Origin of the sequence: Streptomyces cavernae, assembly GCF_004023625.1 — a bacterium.
Classification (GTDB): Bacteria; Actinomycetota; Actinomycetes; order Streptomycetales; family Streptomycetaceae; genus Streptomyces; species Streptomyces cavernae.
The window spans coordinates 131009-153263 of record NZ_RPDJ01000028.1 but is presented as its reverse complement, the minus strand read 5'-3'; the positions used below and the strand labels follow the sequence as shown (position 1 = coordinate 153263).

Annotated in this window: 27 protein-coding genes; 7 read left to right on the top strand and 20 right to left on the bottom strand. The window is 69.9% G+C overall.

The window, feature by feature from the left end; all coding sequences use genetic code 11:
• Positions 1–121: 121 nt before the first annotated feature.
• Positions 122–760, top strand: coding sequence for a hypothetical protein (locus EF387_RS33390; protein WP_128380405.1), 639 nt, complete (start codon positions 122–124; stop codon positions 758–760).
• 104 nt (positions 761–864) lie between these two features.
• Here the strand turns inward: EF387_RS33390 and EF387_RS33385 are convergent, their stop codons facing one another.
• The 6 genes from EF387_RS33385 to EF387_RS33360 all read right to left on the bottom strand — a co-directional run bounded on the left by EF387_RS33385 (position 865) and on the right by EF387_RS33360 (position 3998).
• The gene (locus EF387_RS33385; protein ID WP_128380404.1) at positions 865–1233 is read right to left on the bottom strand and encodes a hypothetical protein; all 369 of its coding nucleotides are present in this window, start codon (positions 1231–1233) and stop codon (positions 865–867) included.
• Between the two features lie 217 nt (positions 1234–1450).
• Entirely contained in the window at positions 1451–1879 is a 429-nt protein-coding gene (locus EF387_RS33380; protein WP_128380403.1) for a DUF6415 family natural product biosynthesis protein, read from the bottom strand.
• Positions 1876–2604 carry a class I SAM-dependent methyltransferase gene (locus EF387_RS33375; protein WP_128380402.1) on the bottom strand — a complete coding sequence of 243 codons (729 nt, stop codon included), beginning with the start codon at positions 2602–2604 and terminating at the stop codon, positions 1876–1878. Before EF387_RS33375 ends, EF387_RS33380 begins: the two co-directional genes overlap by 4 nt.
• Complete coding sequence (locus EF387_RS33370) at positions 2601–2804, bottom strand: hypothetical protein (RefSeq protein ID WP_128380401.1); 204 nt, start codon at positions 2802–2804, stop codon at positions 2601–2603. Before EF387_RS33370 ends, EF387_RS33375 begins: the two co-directional genes overlap by 4 nt.
• A 106-nt stretch (positions 2805–2910) precedes the next feature.
• Positions 2911–3735, bottom strand: a complete 825-nt coding sequence (locus EF387_RS33365; RefSeq protein WP_128380400.1) for an ATP-binding protein — start codon at positions 3733–3735, stop codon at positions 2911–2913.
• Complete coding sequence (locus EF387_RS33360) at positions 3732–3998, bottom strand: hypothetical protein (protein WP_128380399.1); 267 nt, start codon at positions 3996–3998, stop codon at positions 3732–3734. Before EF387_RS33360 ends, EF387_RS33365 begins: the two co-directional genes overlap by 4 nt.
• A 132-nt stretch (positions 3999–4130) precedes the next feature.
• On the opposite strand from EF387_RS33360, the gene EF387_RS33355 reads away from it, so the two are divergent.
• On the top strand, positions 4131–4895 hold the full coding sequence (locus tag EF387_RS33355; RefSeq protein WP_128380398.1) for a GntR family transcriptional regulator: 765 nt from the start codon (positions 4131–4133) through the stop codon (positions 4893–4895).
• A 22-nt stretch (positions 4896–4917) separates the two neighbouring features.
• On the opposite strand, the gene EF387_RS33350 is transcribed toward EF387_RS33355, so the two are convergent.
• Positions 4918–5400, bottom strand: coding sequence for a hypothetical protein (locus EF387_RS33350; protein ID WP_128380397.1), 483 nt, complete (start codon positions 5398–5400; stop codon positions 4918–4920).
• A gap of 485 nt (positions 5401–5885) precedes the next feature.
• Positions 5886–7106 carry a helix-turn-helix domain-containing protein gene (locus EF387_RS33340; protein ID WP_128380395.1) on the bottom strand — a complete coding sequence of 407 codons (1221 nt, stop codon included), beginning with the start codon at positions 7104–7106 and terminating at the stop codon, positions 5886–5888.
• Between the two features lie 134 nt (positions 7107–7240).
• On the opposite strand from EF387_RS33340, the gene EF387_RS33335 reads away from it, so the two are divergent.
• Positions 7241–7915 carry an HAD family hydrolase gene (locus tag EF387_RS33335; RefSeq protein ID WP_128380394.1) on the top strand — a complete coding sequence of 225 codons (675 nt, stop codon included), beginning with the start codon at positions 7241–7243 and terminating at the stop codon, positions 7913–7915.
• 21 nt (positions 7916–7936) lie between these two features.
• Here the strand turns inward: EF387_RS33335 and EF387_RS33330 are convergent, their stop codons facing one another.
• Positions 7937–8668 (bottom strand): prepilin peptidase, encoded by a 732-nt coding sequence (locus EF387_RS33330; protein WP_128380393.1) that lies wholly within the window; start codon positions 8666–8668, stop codon positions 7937–7939.
• Between the two features lie 65 nt (positions 8669–8733).
• Between EF387_RS33330 and EF387_RS33325 the strand changes: the two genes are divergently transcribed.
• On the top strand, positions 8734–9660 hold the full coding sequence (locus EF387_RS33325) for a PIN domain-containing protein (protein ID WP_162467254.1): 927 nt from the start codon (positions 8734–8736) through the stop codon (positions 9658–9660).
• 20 nt (positions 9661–9680) lie between these two features.
• Here the strand turns inward: EF387_RS33325 and EF387_RS33320 are convergent, their stop codons facing one another.
• The 3 genes from EF387_RS33320 to EF387_RS33310 all read right to left on the bottom strand — a co-directional run bounded on the left by EF387_RS33320 (position 9681) and on the right by EF387_RS33310 (position 13019).
• Positions 9681–10052: a type II toxin-antitoxin system death-on-curing family toxin gene (locus EF387_RS33320; protein WP_128380391.1), complete on the bottom strand. Its 372-nt coding sequence runs from the start codon at positions 10050–10052 to the stop codon at positions 9681–9683.
• Positions 10049–10351, bottom strand: coding sequence for a hypothetical protein (locus EF387_RS33315; RefSeq protein ID WP_128380390.1), 303 nt, complete (start codon positions 10349–10351; stop codon positions 10049–10051). The genes EF387_RS33320 and EF387_RS33315 overlap by 4 nt, the downstream gene beginning before the upstream one ends.
• Positions 10352–10496: 145 nt before the next feature.
• Positions 10497–13019 carry a DEAD/DEAH box helicase gene (locus EF387_RS33310; RefSeq protein ID WP_128380389.1) on the bottom strand — a complete coding sequence of 841 codons (2523 nt, stop codon included), beginning with the start codon at positions 13017–13019 and terminating at the stop codon, positions 10497–10499.
• A gap of 295 nt (positions 13020–13314) precedes the next feature.
• Here EF387_RS33310 and EF387_RS33305 point away from each other — a divergent pair, with 295 nt between their 5' ends.
• Both EF387_RS33305 and EF387_RS33300 read left to right on the top strand, forming a co-directional pair.
• Entirely contained in the window at positions 13315–13749 is a 435-nt protein-coding gene (locus EF387_RS33305) for a hypothetical protein (RefSeq protein WP_238431842.1), read from the top strand.
• Between the two features lie 171 nt (positions 13750–13920).
• Positions 13921–14817, top strand: coding sequence for a hypothetical protein (locus EF387_RS33300; RefSeq protein WP_128380388.1), 897 nt, complete (start codon positions 13921–13923; stop codon positions 14815–14817).
• A 172-nt stretch (positions 14818–14989) separates the two neighbouring features.
• Here the strand turns inward: EF387_RS33300 and EF387_RS33295 are convergent, their stop codons facing one another.
• Positions 14990–16201 carry a hypothetical protein gene (locus EF387_RS33295; protein WP_128380387.1) on the bottom strand — a complete coding sequence of 404 codons (1212 nt, stop codon included), beginning with the start codon at positions 16199–16201 and terminating at the stop codon, positions 14990–14992.
• A 47-nt stretch (positions 16202–16248) separates the two neighbouring features.
• Positions 16249–17103, bottom strand: coding sequence for a hypothetical protein (locus tag EF387_RS33290; RefSeq protein ID WP_128380386.1), 855 nt, complete (start codon positions 17101–17103; stop codon positions 16249–16251).
• A 249-nt stretch (positions 17104–17352) separates the two neighbouring features.
• Here EF387_RS33290 and EF387_RS33285 point away from each other — a divergent pair, with 249 nt between their 5' ends.
• Positions 17353–17790: a hypothetical protein gene (locus EF387_RS33285; protein WP_128380385.1), complete on the top strand. Its 438-nt coding sequence runs from the start codon at positions 17353–17355 to the stop codon at positions 17788–17790.
• Positions 17791–17841: 51 nt separating this feature from the next.
• Here the strand turns inward: EF387_RS33285 and EF387_RS33280 are convergent, their stop codons facing one another.
• The 6 genes from EF387_RS33280 to EF387_RS33255 all read right to left on the bottom strand — a co-directional run bounded on the left by EF387_RS33280 (position 17842) and on the right by EF387_RS33255 (position 22189).
• Positions 17842–18558 carry a RapZ C-terminal domain-containing protein gene (locus EF387_RS33280; protein ID WP_238431841.1) on the bottom strand — a complete coding sequence of 239 codons (717 nt, stop codon included), beginning with the start codon at positions 18556–18558 and terminating at the stop codon, positions 17842–17844.
• 78 nt (positions 18559–18636) lie between these two features.
• On the bottom strand, positions 18637–19338 hold the full coding sequence (locus EF387_RS33275) for a hypothetical protein (protein ID WP_128380384.1): 702 nt from the start codon (positions 19336–19338) through the stop codon (positions 18637–18639).
• On the bottom strand, positions 19335–20021 hold the full coding sequence (locus EF387_RS33270) for a DUF6919 domain-containing protein (protein ID WP_128380383.1): 687 nt from the start codon (positions 20019–20021) through the stop codon (positions 19335–19337). The genes EF387_RS33275 and EF387_RS33270 overlap by 4 nt, the downstream gene beginning before the upstream one ends.
• Entirely contained in the window at positions 20018–20764 is a 747-nt protein-coding gene (locus EF387_RS33265) for a hypothetical protein (protein ID WP_128380382.1), read from the bottom strand. Before EF387_RS33265 ends, EF387_RS33270 begins: the two co-directional genes overlap by 4 nt.
• 121 nt (positions 20765–20885) lie before the next feature.
• Positions 20886–21842 carry a hypothetical protein gene (locus EF387_RS33260; RefSeq protein ID WP_128380381.1) on the bottom strand — a complete coding sequence of 319 codons (957 nt, stop codon included), beginning with the start codon at positions 21840–21842 and terminating at the stop codon, positions 20886–20888.
• Positions 21839–22189 (bottom strand): hypothetical protein, encoded by a 351-nt coding sequence (locus EF387_RS33255; protein WP_128380380.1) that lies wholly within the window; start codon positions 22187–22189, stop codon positions 21839–21841. Before EF387_RS33255 ends, EF387_RS33260 begins: the two co-directional genes overlap by 4 nt.
• Positions 22190–22255: the final 66 nt, after the last annotated feature.

Genomic DNA, 22255 nt, shown 5'->3' with positions numbered 1-22255 from the left:
AGCTCCCCCGGAGTGGCCGCCGCCGGCTGGGTGGCCGCCGCCGTCCGACGACTGGACACCGCCGCGGGGTTGGACGCCGGATGCGCGCCGCCCGGTCCGCATTCCGCCGGATGGACACGGCGTGCTGCTGCCGGGGCTGCCCAGTGCTGAGGAACCCTCCGCGCCCGAACCACCGGCCGCTGCCGCGGATGCGCGCCCCGGGGTCGTGGTGCGGATGCTGGCGCTGTGGGCGCGGTCCGTCCAGCGCGACGCCCACAGCTACTACCAGGCCGCGAGCAAGGCCGCGTGGACGGACCGGGCGATCGACTACGGGGAGGAGTGGTCGCCCACCGAGGACGATCTCGCACGGGTACTCGAGGACGTCTGGGTTCGTGGCTACCAACTCATCATGTCGGCCTATCAGATGGAGCGCTGGTCGCGGGCCCACCAGCAGATCACCGGCGGCGCCGAGGAGTCGGACGAGCTCCTGGAGAAACTGCGCAACACCATCGAGCACCTCGACGAGGCGTCCTTCACCGACCTCGTCGCGCAGAAGGGCCCGCCCGACCCGAAACGCAAGAGGAAGAAGTGGTCCATCGAGGAGCTGCCCGGCAAGGAGCTCTTCCTGGGGTTCGACGCCGGCTATACCGAGGCCGCGTTCGGCCTGGTCAACCTGCGGGACGTGACGGAGCGGGCGCGCCCGTACGCCCAGCTTGATGCACCCGACGAGCCGTCGTTCGACGACTACGAGCCCGATTCGTACGACCCTGAAGGCGACTGAACCGCGCCTGCACAGCGGCGTGTTGTGCGGGACCGGGTCCCGCCTGCCGAGCTATCGCTGTGGTGTCTCAGATGCCGTGGAACCAACGTCATGAGACACCACACCTAGTCGTCGTCCGGCGCGGTCCCGACCCATGCCACAGGCTGCCCTTCGGGGGTGGTCCCCAGGTGCGGGTACTCCGCTTCGTGTCCGACGTCCAGCACACAGACCCTCCCCCACCTGCCGTGTTTGCCTGGGCACCTTCGGATCAGCACGTCGAAGTCGCCGTCCTGGACCGCGCGGTCGTACCGCTCCTGGAATCGCCGAAGCAGGGGCTCAAGCTCGTGCGCCAAGGAGGCTTCCACCCGGTCGATCTCTTCCTTGAGGCGCTGAACCGTGGGATCCGACATCACGGCGGTCAGGGCCGTCTCGGACTCCCACTGCACGCGCCACCGGGCGTGCGCCGCCCGGCGTTCCTCCGCGCTGTCCTTCACGGCTTCCCTTCTTCGGCTCGGGCCTCAACCCGGCGCCGGGGCTAGCTCTCGGGGGAAAGAAGCGTAGCCGCCGACGCCGGGAGCTTTCGGCCTCACCCGGGACGTCCCGTCCTTCGACGTGCCGGTGGGCCATGCATCGGATCAGGCGCGATGTGTACGGAGCGGTTCTTCGGTTCCATCGGCCCGGCGTCCGCGCCGATCCAAGGTGGTTGGGGCCTCACGGCTCGTCCGTGAGGCACTGGTGCTTCACCATCAGTTCGAGCAGCTCGTTCAGCGTCCACGCCATCCGCCGTATGTGTCCGACGGCCTGGCCGTAGCCGCCGGGCAGTTCCTCCGAACGGAGTTCACGACCCCGCGCGACGAGGTCAGCCACCTTCCGGTCCCGCTGGTCAACCTTGGAGGCGACGGCGAGGTTCACCAAGCGCGTCAGGTGGCTGCTGAGCCGCTGGGCATGTTCGACAACCTCGTCCTCGCACGGCATGTGGTCGTCCAGGACGGCGGCGACGTCATCGAGCAGCAGGCCATCGACATAGGGCGCCCAGCTCTGGACCTTCTCAAGGAGTCTCTTCAATCCCTCTGGGGTGCCGGGCAGCACAGCTTTCCGTACGGGATGCGTCCAGCCCGGGGCCGGCACGGTGTCGGTCATCGCACTCGCGCCTCCTCGATGGAAGGGGGCGTGGCAGCTGGCGCGGGGAGTCTGCTGGTCTCACCCGCGCCGTGCCGTGGCGCGAAGACGGTGTCGCCGTAGCCGCGCAGAACGATCGCGCGATTGCTGGCGTTGAACTGGTACGTCGTGTGGTGGGCCCAGCCGATTCCGAGCCCCTTGATCTGGGCTTCAGTGAATCCGCGATCGAAGGGCGGTTTCGGCGGGGTTGCGCCCGGCGTCTTGGCGCGACGGTCGGCTTCCGCATCGTCGGCGTCCGGGCCGGGGACTACGCGGACCAGGGCGTAGAAGGTGCCGGAGGGCTTGAGCCAGCGTCCCACGTCGGTCAGCAGGCGCGCGTATTCGAGGAACGGAAGGGCGTGGCGGCAGGTCACCAGGTCGATGCTTTCCGGCATGAGGCCGGGCGGGATCGGTTCGGCGTCGATGTCCCACCGCGTGTACGACAGTCCGTCGTGCAGGCCTGCGGCGCCGGCCTGGCGCAGGGCTTCGGCGGAGAAGTCGTATCCGGTTACGAGCACGTCCCAGGCCGCGAGTTGGCGCGTCCACTTGCCGTTGCCACAGGCCAGGTCGACGGCGGTCATGCCGGGGTGGGGCTGGACCGTCCTGCGGAAGTAGTCGGCTTCCTTGTCGGTGACGACGGAAGGCCAGCCGGTGGTGTACCAGTGGTCCCAGTCGGCGGCCGTGAGCCGCTGCACCGCGGTGTTCACGGCGTACCAGTCGGCTCGTCGACGACCCGAATGCGGTGCAGCCGGCCCGGGTCGAAGCGCCGGTCGACGACTTCCCCGTGCGGCACACCGAAGAGGTTCACGGCGGAGGGTTCGTCGGGGAAGGTCGGCAGCGCGTTCAGCGCTGCCTGGGGGTCGCGGTTGGGGAGCTCTTCCTCCAAGTGCTCCGGTGCCTCGGCCATGGGTCTCAGCTTCCGTAGGTGATGAGGATGGGGATGATGAAGGCGGCGACCGCCATGGCGGTCAGGATCTGCGGGCACCACTGGCGCCAGCCGCCCGGCAGGCGGGTCATGCGCTCACCTGCCTCGCTGGCAGGGTGGCCCGGACCGTCTTGCGGCGTCCGTCGGCGGCGAGGAACCACTCAAGACGGGCGCCGAGTTGCCGGGCCTCGCGCAGGCCGCGGCCCTTGTCTCCGCGCAGGGCCGCCGGTGCGTCGGGAAAGCCGGGCGAAGGATCCTCCACGTCGATGACCAGGTCTCCCCTGTCGGTGAAGGAGAGGTGGACGTGCATCTGGGCCGTTGTCCCGTTGGCGGGCTGTGCGTGCACGACGGCGTTGAACGCGAGTCGCGCGAGCACCTCAACCGCCGAGTCGATGTCCCCAGACCACTGCCTGATGGCCAGGCGGCTGCGGGCCGCCCCGAGCAGCTGTCGCACACTGCCCGGGACCAGGGCGAACGAGCGGGACCACACAGAGGCGGGGCCGGCAGAAGGCGCCGGGGGCCGGGGATAGACCGCGAACGCCGACTGGTCGATGATCCAGCCGCGGAGCGCGGCACGGTCTGCGGGGTGGCAGGCGATCTCCTGCTCGGACGGGGCGACGAACCCCGTGGCGTCACCGCAGATCAAGGCCTGCTCGATGGCCCGCCAGCCGGTCCGGCGGTGGCGTGGCGTGCCGAGCGGCGCCAAGTCGTACGCCTCGTGGACGGCCGTCCAGCCCTGCGCGGAGGCGAAGGCGCGCAGGACGGTCAGCGTCCTGGTCGCGATCGCGGAGTCGATGGCGCAGGTGTAGAGCACGACGCGTGCCCCGGCGGAGGCGCTGCCGACGATGCTGCACGCGGGCGGGAGGGGCGCGACGTGCTCAGGGATGCCGGTGTGGGGGCGTAAGTGGCTCACGACTCACCTCGGTCGTCTTGCGTGTCATCGGTGTCGACTTCGGCCCAGATGACCGAGGTGCCGTCCTTCTGGAGGCTGTGCCCGAAGCGGTCGGCCGCCCGGATGAGGAGGTGGAGGAGGTTCACCAGGGTGGCTTCGCCGATCGTGGGTGGCACCTCGGCCTCGATCCGGACGCGGTCGTCCGTCTCGTCGGTGGCCGGGGTCGCGCCGAGCGAAGTGAGCATCGAGGCGATCGCGGTGGCCTGGGTCTTCGGCGACTTCACGGATCTCCCCCGCGCACAACTGATCACGTACCGTAGTTTTAATGCATTAGCTTGAACCTGATGCATTAACTTGTCAATCGGGTCGCCCGAACCCGGCGATCCGGGAGCCGCTGACCAGTACGGAGTCCTTGCATGGGCCACGAGGAGCCGCCGCAGCATGAGGTGGTCGCCAACGACCTGCGCCGCCGACTCGACAACAGCGAATGGCGTGTTGGCGACAAGCTCCCCTCGCGCGCCCAGCTCGCCGAGGAGTACGGCGTGGGCGCCAACGTGATGCAGAAGGCGCAGGAGCGCCTCATCCATGAAGGCCGGCTGGAGGGCCGCGTGGGATCCGGCACCTATGTCGCGAAGCCGCGCGAGCGACGCCGCATGATCCGCTCCCGGCACCGGGAACGCCGCGGCGGCAGCCCGTTCCGCGCGGACATGGCCGAACTCGGCCGCACCGGCACGTGGGAGGCGCACTCCGAGGCCCGCACGCCCGCCCCGCACCCGATCGCCCAGCGACTGGGTATCGAGCCCGGCGCTCTGTGCGTCCGCACGAGCTACGAGTTCCTCGCCGACGCGCAGCCCGCGCAGCTCTCGGTCTCCTGGGAGCCGATGTCGATCACAGGAGACACCCCGATCGTGCTGCCCGAGATGGGCCCGCTCGCCGGCATGGGTGTCGTGGAACGGATGCGGTCCATCGGCATCGACATCGTCACCGCGCTCGAAGTGCCCCGCCCGGCCCGGGCCACCCAGGAGCAGGCCAACCTGCTCGGCATCAGCCGCGGCGACCAGGTCCTCGTCATCGAGCGCACCTACTTCGACGGCGACGGCCGCGCGGTGGAGACCGCCAACATCACCGTCCCGGACGCCCGCTGGGAAGTCGCCTACGAGTTCGGGGTCGACGCCCGCTAGCGTCGTACGGGCCGCCACGCTGTCATCGGCCTCCGTCACGGGGAACCCCGTCCCGTTCCCGCCCGGGACGCGCAGCGCGCACACGGCTCGGAAGCCACAGCTCACGCACCACAGCGGCAGACGCCGGCTCCCCCACGGGCCACCGCCGCACCACGGCCTCCAGCGCCACGAGCAACGCGGCCGCCGACGTCAGACCCTGCGATCGCCCAATCAGCCAGTACGGCCCCGGCGGCGCCTCCTTGTCGTCCGGGGGCAACGCCACCCGCACCGAGGATCCGCAGGCGGTGGTGTGAGGCAGCCGCCAACCGGCGGCGGCACCCGAGGGCACGAGAAAGGACAGGGAGGGAGCGGCCGGAAACGGGTCCACGGTGACCGCCCCCGGAGCAGGCAGCCTCTCCAGCGCCTGCAGCGCGAGGAACCGGCAGACCGTGACGACGTCGACGTCCCCCTCGTCGACCGCAGCCATGCCCTGCCCGATCGCCCGAACCGTCCCGTCGCCGCCCATACGGCTTCCTCCTCCACCCGCGGTTCGCGTGAAGGTAGGGCCGAACAAGGTGAGTTGGGCGAACTGACAGTTCGCAGAACCGTGAGTTCCCTACGTCACGTGCGGGGGACGAACGCGTGCGGCGATTCAGGCCGGGGGAACAAAGGTGCCTGCTCCATCAGCTGAGGGGCGAGGTCCTGAGGCGACACGGCACATGGCTTGCCATAGGCGCGGGCCCATCCCATCGCGGCACCGCGCGTGCGTTCGCGACGAAGGACTCCGTCTTCCTCGGTGTGCACGAACCAGTCGCAGCGTCCCCACGCTGACAACCACGCACGCCGTATGGCGCTCGGCTGAAGCCACACCCTGCGTCCCTCTTTCCTGCCCGGGCTCTCACTGAGGCGGGAGATGACTGCCCGGATCCCGACCATAGATGCCGTCGACGCCGAGGCGCACCCCCGGCGACGGCCAACCGCCCTGGCCGGCGGGCGGACAGATTCTCGTGCTCAGGCGAGCTGGAGGCGATCGGCGAGGGCGTCGACCTGGCGACGGAACGTGGGGCGCACCCGCTGCCGCAGGTCTAGGACCATGTCCCGGGCCAGCGGACTGCGGGAGAGGTCCTCGGGAGCCAGGTCTTCCAGGCTGAGCAGGTGCACCAGGACGGCGGCGTCGTCGCGGCGCAGGTCGTAGCAGCGGGCCACCTCGAGACCGAACGTGAACTGCCGCTCCCTGCTGGGCAGTCGGCTGATGTCGACCTGGTCAGCCAGGCGCAGACCTTCGGCCGCCTCGCCGGCGAGCATCTCGATGCTCATCGCGTGCAGGGCCACGTTGGTGGGGCCGAACACCGTCCACTGGACGTTGCCCTCCCCCGCGTTCCGGGCGAGCGGGACGGCCCGCTGCTCCAGCCGCCGACGAGCTTCCCGCCACCGGCGGCGCCGGGCGTCGGAGACAACGGCGACCAGTTCGAGAGCTCCTTCGACCGCCCGGGAGGCGGGGGTTGCCGGGACCGTTCGCAGTTGCTCGACGGCCTGGAGCGCGACCTCCCTGGCTTCTTCCACCGTGTCAGGTTCGTTGTGGGAGAGAAGGACGTGGCCCAAGTTCCACGCTGCGGCGGCCCGCCGAACAGGGTCGTCGGCCTCCTCGGCCGCGTACTTGGCCCGGTCGGCGACCACGAGGGCCAGATCCAGACGGCCCACCCGGCGACAGTACGAGCGCAGCAGCCCGTACAGATCGGCGGCTACCCGCAGTACCTCGCGCCGCGCGCGGGGATTGCTGCCATGACGGTGGCGTCGTACGGCGTCCTCCACGTCCGCGATCAGGTCCGGCAAGTGGCGGGCCGCCTGAGTGAACCGGTCCTTCGAGGCCTGCCAGGAGTGCCATGCCCGCTCGACGCGTTCCCGCAGCTGCGCCGGATCCGCCGGTTCAGGCCCCTGTGACCGGGTGTGGCCCAGCAGAGCGCGGGCGACCGCCGGCGCCACGCTGACGGGGACCGCGGGTTCCTCGATCGGGTCCTCGGACAGCAGCGCGGCCAGGGGCACGCCCAGCACCGCGGCGATCCGGTCCAGCACGTCTACGGACGGGACCTTCGTTCCGTCCTCGATCATGTGCAAGTAGCGCGGGGAGATGCCGCACAGCCCGGCGACTGCGGCGACCGGCCGGTCGCCCTTCTCTTGGCGGTACCGCCGGATCTTGCGGCCCACGGACAGGTGCGGCGGAGTCGACGTCATATCCGTCGCCCCCTTCCCGGGCCGTGCTCGTACCGTCAGCGTAGAGGCTGGGACCGTGTCCGCACCTACGGTCTGCCCACGTTCGAGTGACACGCTGTGACCCGGTGAAGGCTGGGTAGTTGGGGAGGCGCTGAATGGCTGGACTGGTCCTGTGGGACGTCGACCACACCCTGATCGACACGCGCGGTGTGGGCCGCGAACTGTCCGCCGCCGCGTTCTTGCAGACCACCGGGCAGCCCATGCGCCAGCAGGCACGGATCGACGGCATCACCGAGCCGGTGATCTTCCGGGAGACGGCGAAACTCCACGGCCTGGTCACGGACCGCGAGGACTTCGAGCAATTCGCCCGCGCCCTCACCGTCGCGCACCTGGAGCGCGCCGCCGAGCTCCGGGAGCGTGGCCATGCTCTGCCAGGGGCGGCCGCGGCCCTCGGATCGCTTGAGGCCGCGAGGGTGCGGCAGACCGTGGTCTCGGGGAACATCCGGCGCGTCGCCGAGCTCAAACTGCAGGTATTTGGTCTCGACACCCCGATCCTGTGGGATCTGGGCGCCTACGGGGAGGACCACGACGTGCGCGCCGACCTCGTCCGTCTCTCCCTGGAACGTGCGCAGGCGACGGCAGACGATGCCGTGCTGATCGGTGACACCCCGACGGACGTCGAGGGAGCCCATGCCAACGGAGTGCGTGTGATCGCCGTGGCCACCGGTCGAAGTGACGAAGCCGCGCTCCGCGAGGCCGGCGCGGAGGTGGTCCTCCCCGACCTGCGGGATTCCGAACTGCTGGTCAAGCTCGTGCGCAACGGCGCCTAAACAGGTGTGACGTCGACTCGATCAGACGGCGGAGCCGAGGAGCACGCCGACGCAGGCTCCTGTGAGGAGGAACGGTCCGAGCGGGTGGGCCGTCCTCCGGCTGGCACGGCGCGCGACGATGAGGCCGAGGCCGTACAGCGTGAAGAGCAGGAACCCCGCGAAGGTGCCGGCGATGAGGATGTCCCACCCGTACCAGCCGGTGACGGCGCCGAGGGTCAGGGCGAGTTTCACGTCTCCGAAGCCGAACGCGGTGGGGCTGATCAGGAACATCACGAGACAGAAGGCGCCGAACGCGAGAGAGCCGAGCAGAGCCCTCCGCCAACTGCCGTCAGTGCCGGGCACCAGCGCTGCCACGCCGAGCAGGCCCAGCGTGATCACGGCCAACGGAAGGGTGACAACGTCGGGCAGCCGTTCCACCGCGAAGTCCACGGTGGCGAGCAGCACCCCGATCGGGACGATCACCAGCCAGACCACCAGTTCGGGGCGGACACCGGTGGCGGCCGCTAGGACAGCGCAGACCGTAGCGGTGACCGTGGCGAGGACGGGCGTGCTGGGGCCGTACGAGGCGCAGTCGGTGCAGCGGGCCCGTCCCAACCATCCGTTCCCGGCGCCGGTGAAGGCGTGTCCGGCTGGACACGCTGCCCGCCACGGCGCATCGGGTGGCACGGAAAGCCGGTACACGGCGCGCGGTATGAGCAGGCCGGTGCCGGCGCCCCACAGAACCGCCGCCGCGGTGATCCAGAACGTCTCCACCGGACGGAGCTTAAGCTCAGCTCCGTCCGGTGATGCGGATGGCCCGTACCGTGAGGAGCACGTGGATGCTGTTGAGGCCCGGAACGACCTGCGCTGAGGCGATTGCGTTGCTGGACCGCCTGACCGAGCAGGGGCTCACCGACCTCCAGAACGCCGCACCCCACCACTTCATCGCCCGTACCGTGGATGGCGCGACCGAGAACTGGGAGCAGGCCGCCAACCGGGTGGTGGGCCAGTACGACCGGTGGACGCTTCAAGCCGCGACCGATCTGCTGGAAGCCTTCGCAGACCGGTCGGTGGCGGCCCGGCTGCGCGGCGAGCGCTACAACGCGATCGTGCACGGCCAGTTCACCGCGGACCGGTGGACGCTCCTGCTCAACACCGAACTGCAGGAAGTACGCACGTACTTCATGGACCTGGCCAATGAACTGCGCCGGACACAGGACCGGTTCATCCGCCATCGCGTTCGGACGGTGGTGCTGGACACCAACGACCTGCTGCACTACATGCGCTTCGACAAGATCCCGTGGCAGCGGCTCTTCGGCCGAGGAACAGCCGTGATGATCCCGCACGTCGTGATCGACGAGATCGACAAGAAGTCGTACGAGACCAACGACCCCGGTGTACGGAAGCGCGCACGCGGCGTCTTCGCGCTTCTGGAGCAGACCCTGGCCCAGATCGAGGCCGACGGCCACGCGGTGGTGAACGAGGACACCGTCGTCGACGTCCTCCTGGACGAGCCCGGGCATGTGCGGCTGCCGAACAACGACGATGAGATCGTCGCGCGCGCCTGCTATCTCCAGCAGGCCATCTCGCCGGCCTCGGTCACGGTGGTCACCGGGGACAACGGGATGCGGGCCCGCGCGCTGTCATGGGGCCTGAAGGCCAAGATCCTGGACGAGAAGTACAAGATCGAGCGGCTGAGTGCTGCGGAGAAGGACGCCAACGAGCAGGCCATCACGTTCGATGTGCCCGACGACGAGGCCGGATAACCCCGAGGGCTGGCCGGGCCTCAGCCGGTGGACCAGGCTCGCAGTTGCGCGGCGACCTCCTGGACGCGGGCGCCCTTGTGCTTGGCGCGCATGACGAGAGCGAGGGCTTCCTCCGGCTCGTAGTCCAGTGTGACGCCGTTGGTGTTGAGGAACGTCTCGGCGACCAGCCAGGCGAAGAACTCGTTCTTCGCCTCCAGCGGCTCGTGCAGCGCGATGGACTCCAGCATGGCGGCGGACTTGAGCCAGTCGCTCGCGTACACGTCGCGGCCCATGTAGTGCGCCTGGGCCCGGGCGCAGACGGCGTCCAGCACACCCAGATCGAGACAGGCCGGGTCGCCCGGGAGGGTCTGCGCGATCTGTAGGAGTTCTTGCGGGGTGAGGAATCGGGTCACGCGGCGTGACCGTGCTGCGGGAAATCGTGCAGGTCACGGCTGCTCATGGGCGCGGGATCGGGCCACGCGGCCGTGCTGGTGTCGGCGGCGTGGGTGTCCTGGGTGGCGAAGACCTCGGCGAGCTGCGGGACGCGGTCGCGGGTCCGGCCGAGGGCCTTGAGGAACGGGTCGTCGGCGGCCTTGAGCACAGCGTCGCGGACGAAGTCCTCGGGGGACTTTCCGACGATGTCGGCGGCTGCCGCGACGCGCGCGTACTCCTCCGGCTCGAAGGGCGGCACCTGGGATCCGTTCTGGTCCATACGAGCGACGGTACCAGCGGATCCGGCTCCCGCCGAAGGCGTTCGAGCAAGAAGAGAGGGGCAGCGGCCGACGGACGGCGGGTGCCCCTTCAAGTCTTCAGGGAACGTACCAGGCGCTCGTCGACTCGCGCGGGGCGCGTGATCGTCACGCGCTCGTTCGCGCGGCCTCGGAGTACGTGTCGAAGAAGCGGTCACCCGTGAGCTTGTGGTGAGCGAGCTGAGCGGCGACAGCCTGCTCGTCGCCCCACCGGCCGAGGTCGCTGGCGAGCGCGAGGGCGTACTGGACGACCGCCTGCTTCAGGAGCTCGTACTTGGTCGGCGTCACCACGCGCATCCCCGGCTGCGGGGTGGCCTTGGCATCGCAGACGCGGCTGGGATGCACCATGACAGGCAGGGCCCTGACCTCGGGGTTGTTCTTGTTGAGCCAGCGGATGCTGCCGCCGAGCTGGTCCGCGTCCTTCTTGGCGATCGTGTCGGTGACGCACCCGGTCTTCAGCTCGATCACCGCCTGCCGCGCGGCCGACAGCGCCCAGAGATTGTCCGGACCCGTGCCGTACAGCTTCTCCGGCCGCGTGCTCACGAACCCGAGGTGGCGGCCCAACCGCTCCCATGCCCGCTCGGCGTCGTCGGAGCGGTCCTCATCGCCCCACACCACTTCCTCGAGCAGTGCTTTCACCCCCAGGACCAGGTTGACGCCGTCGCCGTATTCGGCGGACAGAAACGTCGCGGCCTCTCGGGCTTGCACGGCGGCCGCCTTGATCTGCGTCGGTTCCACACCGCCCGCGGGCTTCAGGACGAACTGGTTCTCGTCCAGCGCCCCGGCCAGCACCTGCTGGGCGGCGACAGGATCCGTCATGTGCAGATAGGCGGCCTTCTGCTCCCTCAGCCAGCCCCGCAACGCCTTGTCGTCGAGGTCGTTCACGGTCAGCTGGATACAGTCGGCCGCCGCGGTGGTCCGTCCGGTTGCCGCCAGGTCGAAGGCTTCGCGCAGCGCAATGGCCTCCGGTCGTACGGTCCCGTGCGGGGCGTATCGCACCTCGGCGAGCGCCCGCCGGCTGCGCTCGGTCCACTGAGGCGCTCGGCCGAGGCAGGCCCGCAGTGCCTGGCGCACGGAGTCCAAGCCCTCGCCCTTGATCTGCCGTGCGATGTCGCTGCTGAGCTTGAGTTGGGCTTGGGTGGCGGGCGAGAACAGGCTCAGGTGGCGCGGTTCGTGGATGGCGACGCCTAGGCTGGCACCGAGCAGCAGCACGGCGCAGTAGTCCTCGCTGTCGCGCACGCCGCGGCCCATGCCCTGTTCGATCCGCTGCACCTCGCGGGCCAGGCGGACCATGCTGTCGGCCAGCGCGACCGCCTCGCGCCGCTCCACTCCGTCCAGGGGACGCGGGATCCCGTCGAGGATCAGCAGGCGGCAGGCGTCTGCGGGCAGGTCGACGCCGTCGTACTTGTTGACCAGGACCACCAGGCCGACATAGCCAGCCTGTAGTTCCTTGACGCCGACAGCGAGGTCGCCGACGCGGTGGGTGCGGTCGGCGTAGCTTTCCCAGGCCTTCGCGGCCTTGTCGCTGGGCACCAGGACCACGACGTTGACCGGCTTGTCCTCGGCGATGCCGTCGCCGTCCCGGTCCCCGTTGGCGAACTGGCGGGCCAGCTGCCGTACGGCCTCGGGGTCGAGCTCCGGGTTGAGCGCGACCGGCGCCAGGATCATCCGGTCTCCGAGATCGGCCGCGCTGCCCGGGGTGACGGGCCGGGCGACGAGGGCGGGATCGGCGTCGAGGTCTGTAACGAGGGCGCTGTCGTCGGAGAGCGTCGCGGTGAGGTAGACGCGTCGGCGTGCGCGTACGAACGAGGGGATGCGGTCGATCGGCGGGCACGAAGGCCGGATCTCCACGGCCTTCGTCGTGGCCGTCGCGGTGCACAGGTGCAGCACTTCGGCGATCAGCGGCCAGGCGAACTTGAAGGCGTCGTCGAACCGGTGGGGGTGGAGGATCTCCATGACCCGGGCCTTCTTGTCCGCCCACGCCCAGAACGGGATCGGCGCCAGGGCTGTGGGGTCCTTGGTCTGGAGTTGCGCCCACGCGTTCGCCGACTGGTGTTGCAGGTCCTCAGCGAACAGGTCCAGCAGCTTCTGGTACGCCTCGTGGCTCGCCGGCACCCGCAGCCGGAACTGGTCCTCCGCAGTCGCCAGCGCGGCGTGGGCGTCGTCGACGACGACGATCCCCAGATCGACCGGCTGACGCCCGTCGCCGACGATCCCGAACACCGACTTGCCGTTGATCAGCTTGTAGTAGTTCGTCACAAGCACGGCCTGGGCGGCGAGGAACGCCGGGTCCTGGGGATCGTCGGTGGTGGCCACGCTGAGCTTCGCGGCCTCTTCGCGGACCTGGCGGACCAGGTACTTGTCCGGGGCCAGATACACGGCCTTGCCGATGCCCTCGTTCAGGGTGCTCTGCGCGATCAGCAGACCGACGGCGGTCTTGCCGCCGCCGGTGTTCTGCTTGATCACGACATCCGGTTCGTGCCGGCGGTGGTCGAACCACTCATCGAGCACTTCGCCCTGCTCGTGGCGCAGATAGGGCCACGGGCGGTTGGCCAGCCCCGCGTAGATGTCCCGGGGACGCAGGATCGCCTCGCTGTCCCCCGCACCGATCCGGTCCCAGTCCAGCGCCATCCCGGCACTCCTCCCCAAACGCACGCGGGCGGCTCGCCGCGCACCCAGATGTCACCATTCTCTACCGACTCACGGGGCCGAGGGGGTCTAAGTCGATCATCGTCCGGTCCGGGATCAGGGTTTCCAGGTACGCGAGGTGGCGCGCGGCTGGCACCGAGGGACTGCTCGTCCTTGGCGGCCGGGAAGCCGCTCTCCGCACGGGACTTGGCTGTGCCGCGCTCGGAGCGGTCCTCTTCGAGTGAACGTCCTGCCGAACGGCGGTCCGTGGCGCCCGGGCGGTTCTACGATGACGTCGATGGCTTCCTACGCGAACGACTCGCGCTGCATGGCCATGGCCGAAGCCATGGTCCCGTTGCTGCGCCGCACCTGTCCCGAGGGGGCCGGCGGCTACGGCGGCTCCTACGAGGTGCGCCTGGACGACGAGGAAGCCGTCGGGCTCGGCGGAGTCGAACTGATCAGGGCCGCGATGCGCAGGGCGGCCCGGCAGCTGGACTGGAAGGTCGAGACGATCGGGTGGATCGGCACCCGCTTCGGCACGATGGTCGCCATTCGGGACACCAGGGAGGTCCCCGAGGAGCATCGCGCGGTGGTCGACGCGGCGAGGTACGAGCGGATGAGCGCCGCGGTGGCCAGGGTGTCGGCGGAGCCCGGCGATGCTCCCGTCCAGCGCGGCTCGGCGACCCTGATGACGCAGGAGTTCCGCGCGGCTGTCGCTGACGCGAGCGCCTGATCAGCGGGGTCCGCAGGACTCAACAGGCGCGTGGGGTAAGTAGCCCGGGATCAGCTGAAAGACACGCAGGTTCGCGAGGCGGTGACGATGGCGCCGCCGCGGGAGTTCACTGGAAGCATGGCGAGTTATGACGCTAGCTCCATAAAACGGCCTCGCCGTACAAAAGCGCAGGTGGAGACCCTACGGGCGGCGATCTGCGAGCTGGCGGAGGCAGCACAGCCGTGCAGCGTCCGCCACGTCTACTACCTCGGCATCGGGCTTCTGTGGGACAAGGACACCGGCCACTCCCGCCGGAACTACTCCGTCGTCGTCCGTGAGGTCGGCTTCCTGCGGGAGACCGGGAGGCTGCCTTGGGAGTGGATCACCGACGGCACTCGCATGATCCGGCAGGAGACCCAGTACGACTCGCTCGACGACGCCATGCACCACAACACAGAGAGCTACCGGCGCAACCTGTGGGCCTCACAGTCCCGCCGCGTCGAGGTCTGGTGCGAGAGCGACTCGGTCGGTGGCGTGCTCCTGCCGGTCACCTCTGCCTGGGGCGTGGGCCTGTACTCCTGCCGCGGCCAGTCCTCCAAGACCTTCGTCTATGAGGCCGTGCAGCAATACGCGCACCAGGGCAAAGGCGTGACGGTGATCTACTGCGGCGACTGGGACCCTACCGGCCGATGTGTCCCTCGCTCGGTGGTCGAGCGGATGGCGCGCTACGGCAATGGCGAACTCGACCTGGAGTTCCGGCAGATCGCCATCACCGCCGATGACGTCCGCTCCGGCCGGCTCACCACCCACGACGTCAACACTCGCGACGTCAACTTTGCTCGCTACCGCGAGGAGTGCCTGCGCGAACGCATCGATCCGCACACGGCCGTCGAGGTCGAAGCCCTCCGTCCCGGTCTGCTGCGGCAGCGCCTCGACGAAACCATTGAGGGCCTGGTCGACGACGTCCGGCAGTGGAACATCGAGTTCAGAACGGAGGATGCCGAGCGGGAGCTGCTGCGCTCGCTGCAAGCCGTGATGCAGAAGATCGTTCGAGGCGAGTCGCCGATCGAGAACGAGCAAGACGAGTAGCAGCGTTCCCGAGTGCTCGAGGACGGCACTCTGTGTCGTGGCCCTCGGTAACTGCCGCGCTGTTCCCGGCTCGCGGAAACGAACCGGAAACGGCCGGAGCCCCGCACAGGGCGGGGCTCCGGGTGGATGATGATCCGGTGTCCGGGGCTGTTAACGGCAGTCCCGGGCACGCCTACTTCTGTTGCCCCGCGGCCACGGGGTCGCGGAGCTCGTGCACCGTCCGCCGGGGCACCCTGGCACGGATGGCGATCTCGCTGTCGCTGCGGCCCCAGCCGATCGCGTCCGTGACCAGTTGCTGGCGTTCCTGGCGGGTCGACTCCAGCTCCTTGTCCACGGAGTCCGTCGAGTGCTCCAGCTCGGCGATGTCGGCACCGAGGACGGCCAGCCGGTCCCAGACCCGGTCGCGCAGATGGTCCCGATACGCGGAGGCGGCCTCCCGTACTCCCAGCAGGCGCCAGCCCCGTCGTGCGGCGTTCTCCTCCTCGCGGTCGGCCCAGTGGTCGAGTTGGGCGTCCGTGGAGGTGGACGTGATGTCACCGGCGGCCAGGCGGCCGTGCTCGATGTCCCAGTCCCGGAACTCCTTGAGCGGCCTGGGGTCACCGTTCATGAGGACGCTCCGGTACCAGGCGCGTGCGCCCAGGACGTCGTGGCCCTTGCCGCTCCCGTCGCGGTAGGGGATGCCGAAGGCCTCGTTGACCTCCGGGTGCCAGTGCTCGTTGCTCCCGAGGTACCGGGTGATCGACTCGCAGTTCTCGGCCATTTCGTCCAGCGACCTGCGCAGCAGGTTCGGCCGGTACACCTGCGGGAAGCGGGCCACGATGGTGCCGTAGTCGACCAGGTGGGCGTCCGCCTCGGGGCCGGCGGCCTTCCGGTCCCGCTTGCACAGGCGCGTGATGTTGCGGCCGGCGTGGCCGGAGTCGGCGGACCAGTCGAGGTCACCGCCCGCGTCGAAGAGGCCGTCCAGCAGGGCCTGCGCGTACGGTGCCAGCTCCTGCAGCAGCGCGTTGGCGGCGTCGACGTCCAGGTACGGGAGTTCCTCCACGCCGGAGTCGATGGTCCAGGACAGCAGCTCGGGCACCGGCTCGAACCACTGGTGGGGTCCGACGCCCGAGAAGAACGTGCCGGGGTGCCACCGCTTGTAGGTGTCGCGCGGTACGTCGCTGATCGACTTCCAGGCGGGGTTCCACGGCTCCCAGTTCTCCGGGATCTCGTGGAAGCGCAGCTCACCGCTGCGGGTGTCCAGCAGCACCTGCTGGTAGTGACCCGGGCGCCGGCCGCCGAGCGGCTTCGCCGTGATCACTTCGGTCACCGGTACGGAACGAACTCGCGGTGCCGCGTAGCGGGCGACCGTGATCTCCGGAACCGTTAAGGCCTCGTGCGTCATGTGCGTTGTCCTCCTTGGGAGATGGGGCGATTTCGTGCGGGAGCGGGTCAGTCCGTGCGGAGCATGCCGCCGGCCTTCAGCTCCGTCTTGTGGCGGTCGATGAGGCGGCGTACGCCGTCGTGGACACCGGCCATGGACGAGCCGCGGTATACCTCGGCGGAGTACTCGATCTTCCAGTCCCTGGAGTCGACCCCGGCCTCGGCGGCGGCCTCCTGGATGAGGGCGATGGTGACGGCGACTCCCTTGAGGTGCTCGTCGGCCAGCGCGGCCATGCGCTCGGCGTGGTAGTCCCAGTTCACCGCGGCTTCCCACGCGGCGTCGTGCGCGCGGGACAGCTTCAGGATCTGCGACTTCCACATGGTGTCCGGCGTGGTGTCGAAGGCCGCGAAGATCTCCTCCATGGCGGTCTTGGCCGTCACGTAGGCGGTCCACAACGGGGCCGCCTCTTTGGCGAGCGGGCGCAGCGCGGTCTTGAAGCGCGCGAGCTGCCACTGCTGGTGGGCGACGCGGTACTCGTCGGTCAGTTCCTGGGCGAGGTCGGGACCAAGGGTCGTGCGGTGGGTGGTGTAGATGTCGTCGCCGCTGGTCGGCTCCAGCTCCTCGCCGGTGAACGGCCGGAAGACGAACTTGCGGAAGACGCCTTCGCGGTCGGTTCGCAGGTAGTGCGGGTGATGCAGGCCGGCGAGGGGGTCGGTGGTCGTGGTGGTCACCTGTGTGTCCTCCTGGCGGGAGTTGAGGATCGTCTGGACGGTCCCCTTGGCCAGGGCGCTTGCCTCGATGATCTCGGCCTGTGATGCGCCTGCCCGGGCGGCTGCGATGACCAGCGGGTTCCGGTCGTCCATGAAGCTGCGCCAGGTCCGCAACGCAGCGAGGGCCGCCTCTTTAGGGGAACGTGCTTCCATGGGACAAAAATGTACCGGGCTATTTTTGTCCCACGGAAGAGTGTCGGGGACAACTGGCCAATTCACACGCCGACTTGGCGCATAGCTCATCCTTCGCGCGGAGCCGGGAAGCGAGGGAGTTCTCTGCGTTGTCAGTGGCGTGCCTACGTTGACCGCGAACACCGGTAGCTGCCGGTTGCCAAACCCTGATGGGTGGTTTCGCGGTGAACACCGCCGTGTCTTCCGGGCGTTGGCCTACCCTGCGGTGCCATGGACATCGAGCTGACTGACGATGAGCACCTGCGAGCGCTGGCTGCGCTGGAGGCCGTCGTCGGAAACAACGACGATGCCCTCGCCGTCCTGGCGGGCAGTGCCGGCGAGCGGCCGCTGCCGGCACTGCTGGCCGCCTACGGACAGCACACACTCCACCGCATCCTCATCGCCGCATTCGGCATCGACGCCACCATGGACTACGACGAAACTGGCCGGCTGGTCGCGGAGATCAACAGTGATCCGACGGCCCGCATCGTCTTCGTCCTGACCGACGCCCTGCACAATCAGGCAGCTCTCGCCGGCGACGACCCCGCCGCCGCGAAGCTGGTCGCCGGATCCATCCTCCTGGCGATCCACGCGTTCACCGACGCCGACAATCAGGACGCCCTGACCTTGCTGCGCGCACTGCGCAACGAGGTCCTCCAGGTCGACTGAGCGGCACCGGTTCAAGTTCAGTGGCACCGGACAACCTGCCATGGCTGCCGGTCAGCGATGGACGACATCCCGGTCGATGTCACGGTGGGCCAGCTGCACGACCAGGCCCCGGTCGACGAACGCCTTCGCCGCGTCGGCCAGCCCGTACGCGGCGGCCTCCTCGACGTCGCCAGCAACGACGGCGTGCAGCGCTATGGCCGTGACCGCGGCACGGTGACGTCCGCCGGCGCACTGGGTGACCACGGTGATCGGCGCCTTGGACGGGCCGGTCAGGTACGCCAGGATCTGCAGCGCGGTCGCGGCGAGGAGCTCACGCACGCCCGGGGTGCCCATCACCGTGTCGCGCACCGCCTGGTCGTGCGCGGTCAACTCGCGCAGATCGGCGCTGACATGGGGGTCCCGGAAGTGGAAGCGGAGATCCACGGCGACCGTGGCGCGCGACAGGATGTCGGCGTACTCGGACTCCTCGGCGTCGTGCAAGCGCCCCGTGGACACGATCGTCACGACGGGGGCGGGCGGCTGGGCGATGACGCGGTCCCGCTCGTCGTCCCACGCCGTGGCATGGGTGTCCTCGCGGCCGTCGGCCCACCGGACCGAGATCTCCCACGGCCCCCAGCTGTCCGGCTGGTCATCGATCCTGAGGACCTCGTACTCCTGGCCCCAGTACCCGTTGTAGTACCGGCCTCCGACCTGCTGGGGCCCGATCTGGCGGGCGATCCATTCGGCGTCCTCGCCATCGGTGGCCGTCGCGTCGATGTGGCTGCTCACTTCGGTGTTCCCTTCCTCGTCGGTGTCGTTCTCGGCCCGGCGCGGCGGCCGGGCTGAGGTTCGTGGTGCGGGATGTGGTCAGTCGGTGTCGCCGGTGTAGGGCGGCGGGTTGGTGGCGCCGGCGAGTTCGGCGGCCTGGTCCCCGGTCAGCAGACCGCGGGCGTCGATACCGGCGGCCACGGCTTCCACCTGGGGCCACAGCATCGACAGCATCAGGTCGGCCATCCGGCACGCCGTGGTCCACGACATGCCGGAGGGGGCGTCGTCCGGAAGGTCCTCATCGCGGGTGAGGACGTGGCCGGCGTTCTCGAACCAGGCGGCGGTGTACTCGAAGTCGTCGTGGTGGGCACACGCGGCCTCGCTCTCCGCAGACCACAGGCGTGCGGACTTCAGGTAGCGGGCCTGCGCGCGCTCGCCGGCGGCGCACTGCGCGGCGAACCGCCAGAACGGGATCGGCGGCCCGTCGAACTCGGTGCGCCCGGTCAGCGACCACTCGACTCCCTCGGCGGGCACGTCGATGACGCCGGTGACCTTGATGTGCGCCCCGTACGCGGCGGCGACGACGGCGTGCCCCGCCTCGTGGAAGGCGGCCGACCGCCGCGCCAGCTCGTACGGCAACGCCACCTTCAGCAGCGGCTTCGTCGTGCCGTCGTTGTACGTACGCCAGGCCTCGGTCGCGGCGGCGTCCAGGGACGCTGTGCCGTTCACCTGATCCGCGAGGGTGGCCTGCACCGGGGTGCGCCGGGCCCGTTCCCGGCCGGGCTCGCTCACGGCAGTCACGCCGGTACCGCCTGCAGGGAGTTGAGGAAGCGGGTGAGGAACGGCCACAGCACGGTGTCCCGGCCCCATTGCGGATCGATGAGCGTGACCTGCCACGCGGTGGCGACCTCGCGTACGGCCTGGCGGTCGCAGCCGGGGAAGGTCCGACGTACCGCGCGCGGCGATATCCGGTCCCCCATCCCGGTCATGACACCGTGGCCCTCCCAGGTCGTCACGTCGACGGCGTCGCGTTCCCCGTTCTCGTCGACACGGCGCCCGGGCCGGTACGTCCGTACGACCAGTCCGGCCTTGGCGGCCTGCGCGGCCAACGTCTGGGCGGGCTCCGGGTGGGCGACGAACACGGTGACGTATGCCCGCTGCCGCCAGGGCCTGCCGTGGAGTACGGCCAGTTCGCCGGGCTGGCTGGTCTCGGTGAGGATCCCGGCGAGGTTGAGGTCCGCGAGGACATCGACCAGGGGCAACGTCTCAGGGTCGGGGCCGCCGACGTGGCCGTTGGGAGTCCACCACATCTGGCCCTTCAGCCACCGGGCCGTCAACGCCGCCAACTCCTCCAGCGTGCCCGCCTGGTACCAGGCACGGGCCTCGGCGCGCCGCCGTCGGCAGGCATCGAGCCACTCGGCGAGCCTGCCGCGTGTCTCCTCGATGCCGGCGGCCCACAGCTTCGGCGCGGCGGCCGTGCTCATGCCGCGGCCTGGACGGTGAAGACATCGATGGTCTTGATACCGGCGGGCAGGACCGGCTCCTGCTCCGCGTAGCCGCGTACCACCACCCGGTCGCCGACCTGGAGCAGGCGCCCGAGGACCTGGTCGGCCACGGCGCAGCGGTCGTCGCGGATCCGGGCGTGCGCCGCCTGCCCCGCCTCGTCCTGCAGCAGCAGGCGCACGTACCCGTTGGCCTGCCGGATCGAGGCGACCGACACGGTGGCCTCGACGCGCGCTCCCTCCGGCACCCGCGACAGCGGCTTCCGTGAGACGCCGAGGGAGGCGTGGTGCTCGACGGGCAGGTTCCCGACCATCGGCACCGTACGGACGGACACGATCTCGCCCGTCCGGTAGGCCTCGGCCAGGTGGTCGAGGTACGACGGCCGGTATCCGTCCGGCAGGTAGATCAGAGCGCAGGCCTGGTCGAGCCGCGCGTACAGGTCGTTGAGCTCACCGTCCGCAGCCCACAGGGAGTGCCACTGCTCGGTGCTGAGCTCGGTGCCCGGGATGTTCCCCAGGAGCTCGCTGGTCTGCTTCACCTCCAGGTAGCGGCGGATCGTCGCCTCCACCTCGGTGCGGGGCAGGTAGCGGGTCGCGTTCTCCCGGGCGTGCTGCTCGTCGTACCACGTGGGCAGGCCGTACGACGCGGGCTCGCTGCTGCCCGCCGGGCCGAGGCCGGCCGGCTGGCCGTCGTGTGTCAGGACCGAAGAGGTTCGGGTGATCATCAGGGTGCCTCCGCGAACGGGAAGGAATCGGAGCACTTGCGCGGGAGGGCGGATGACGCCGGATCACCTCCCGGGGATCCGGCGTCCGCCCACGTCTTCGCTCGAACTTCGGTGATCCGTGCTAGGAGCCGGGAGTGACGTCGTCGACGCCGAACTCTCCGGTGATTCCGGTCTCGCAGAACAGCGCGTCGTCATGCCGCACGCCTGTCGGCCAGAGCCCCACGGTGGGGCGCTCATCGATGACGACGCACCCGCCCTCGCTAAGGAAGTAGTTGAACCAGGCGAAGGGCCGCTCGCCGCGGTCCATGCCGGGGTCGACCACGCCCGGGACGGCGCTGTAGGGGTAGATGGCCATGGCGCCCGGGACGGTCTCGCCCTCTTGGTCGACGCCCGGGCCGAACGTTCCCATGGACACGTCGATGCGCATGCAGGCGGTGCAGTAGCAGTGCGGACGGACGAGCTGTCCGCGGTGGCCCTGCACCGACCACAGGGGCCAGTGACTGGTCCGGGGCATCCAGCCGAGGCGCTTCTGCTGACGCACCGTCTTGGCGCACGCCTGGCAGTTTTTCGGGATCCGCCCGTGGGCGTCGATCATCCGCTCGTACGCGGCCCGGGTGTCGGGTATCCAGAAGTCGGCGAGGTCGCCTCCGAGCCCGGAGCCCCAGTTGGGCTTGCCCTTGTGCGTGAGGGGCAGCATGGCCGGCGATTCGGAGGCCTCCAGGGCGAGCGGCAGCAGCGCCGCGGTGTCGGCGTCGGAAGGCCAGAGCCCGCCGGGCAGGCTGGTCACGATGCGCGCCGCAGCCGAGGCCGCGTCCGGGCGGGTCAGGTACGGGAAGCGGCTCGCGCGGTGCCCGTCGGGCGTGGAGATGTTCCAGCACTGGACGCTGCTGCCTTCGTAGGCGGGGTGCTGGCTCCGCTCGTTCGGTGCGCCGTCCAGCGGGCGGGACCAGCCGGTGTGCACGACCAGGCCGCCCGGCTGGAGGTAGCCGGTGCCCGTCTCCACCTTCAGGTCGTCCGGCAGAGCCGGGGCGAACTCGATCTCGCGCGCCCCGGCTGCCTGGCTGATGCCGGCGCTCACGCTGACTCCTCAACGGGCTGCGGCACCATCACGACCGGGCGGCCGTCGTGGTCGAGGACGACCAGGGGGCGGCGCTCGCTGGCGGCGTCGAACACGGCCTGCCCGATGTCGTTGCCGCCGACGACTGCGTCCGGACTGTCGGTGACGTCCATGAAGTCGACCGGGCACTGGAGGGCGACCCGGACGGCCTCGCGCGACGCGGCGAGCGCCGGGGGCCGCAGGCCCGCCCCGGTGGCGGCCTGGTCGAGGTCGGCGTCGGAGGCATCGTGGCCGACGCCCGAGCTGAGCGCCGCGCTCACGAGGGCGGCCTGGTAGCTGGCGGGGTTGCTGCGTTCACTGATCTTCACGGGCAGGTTCCTCCACATCCCATAAGTGGCTTGCCACTTTCAAGGTAGCGCCGAGCCTTGAAAGTG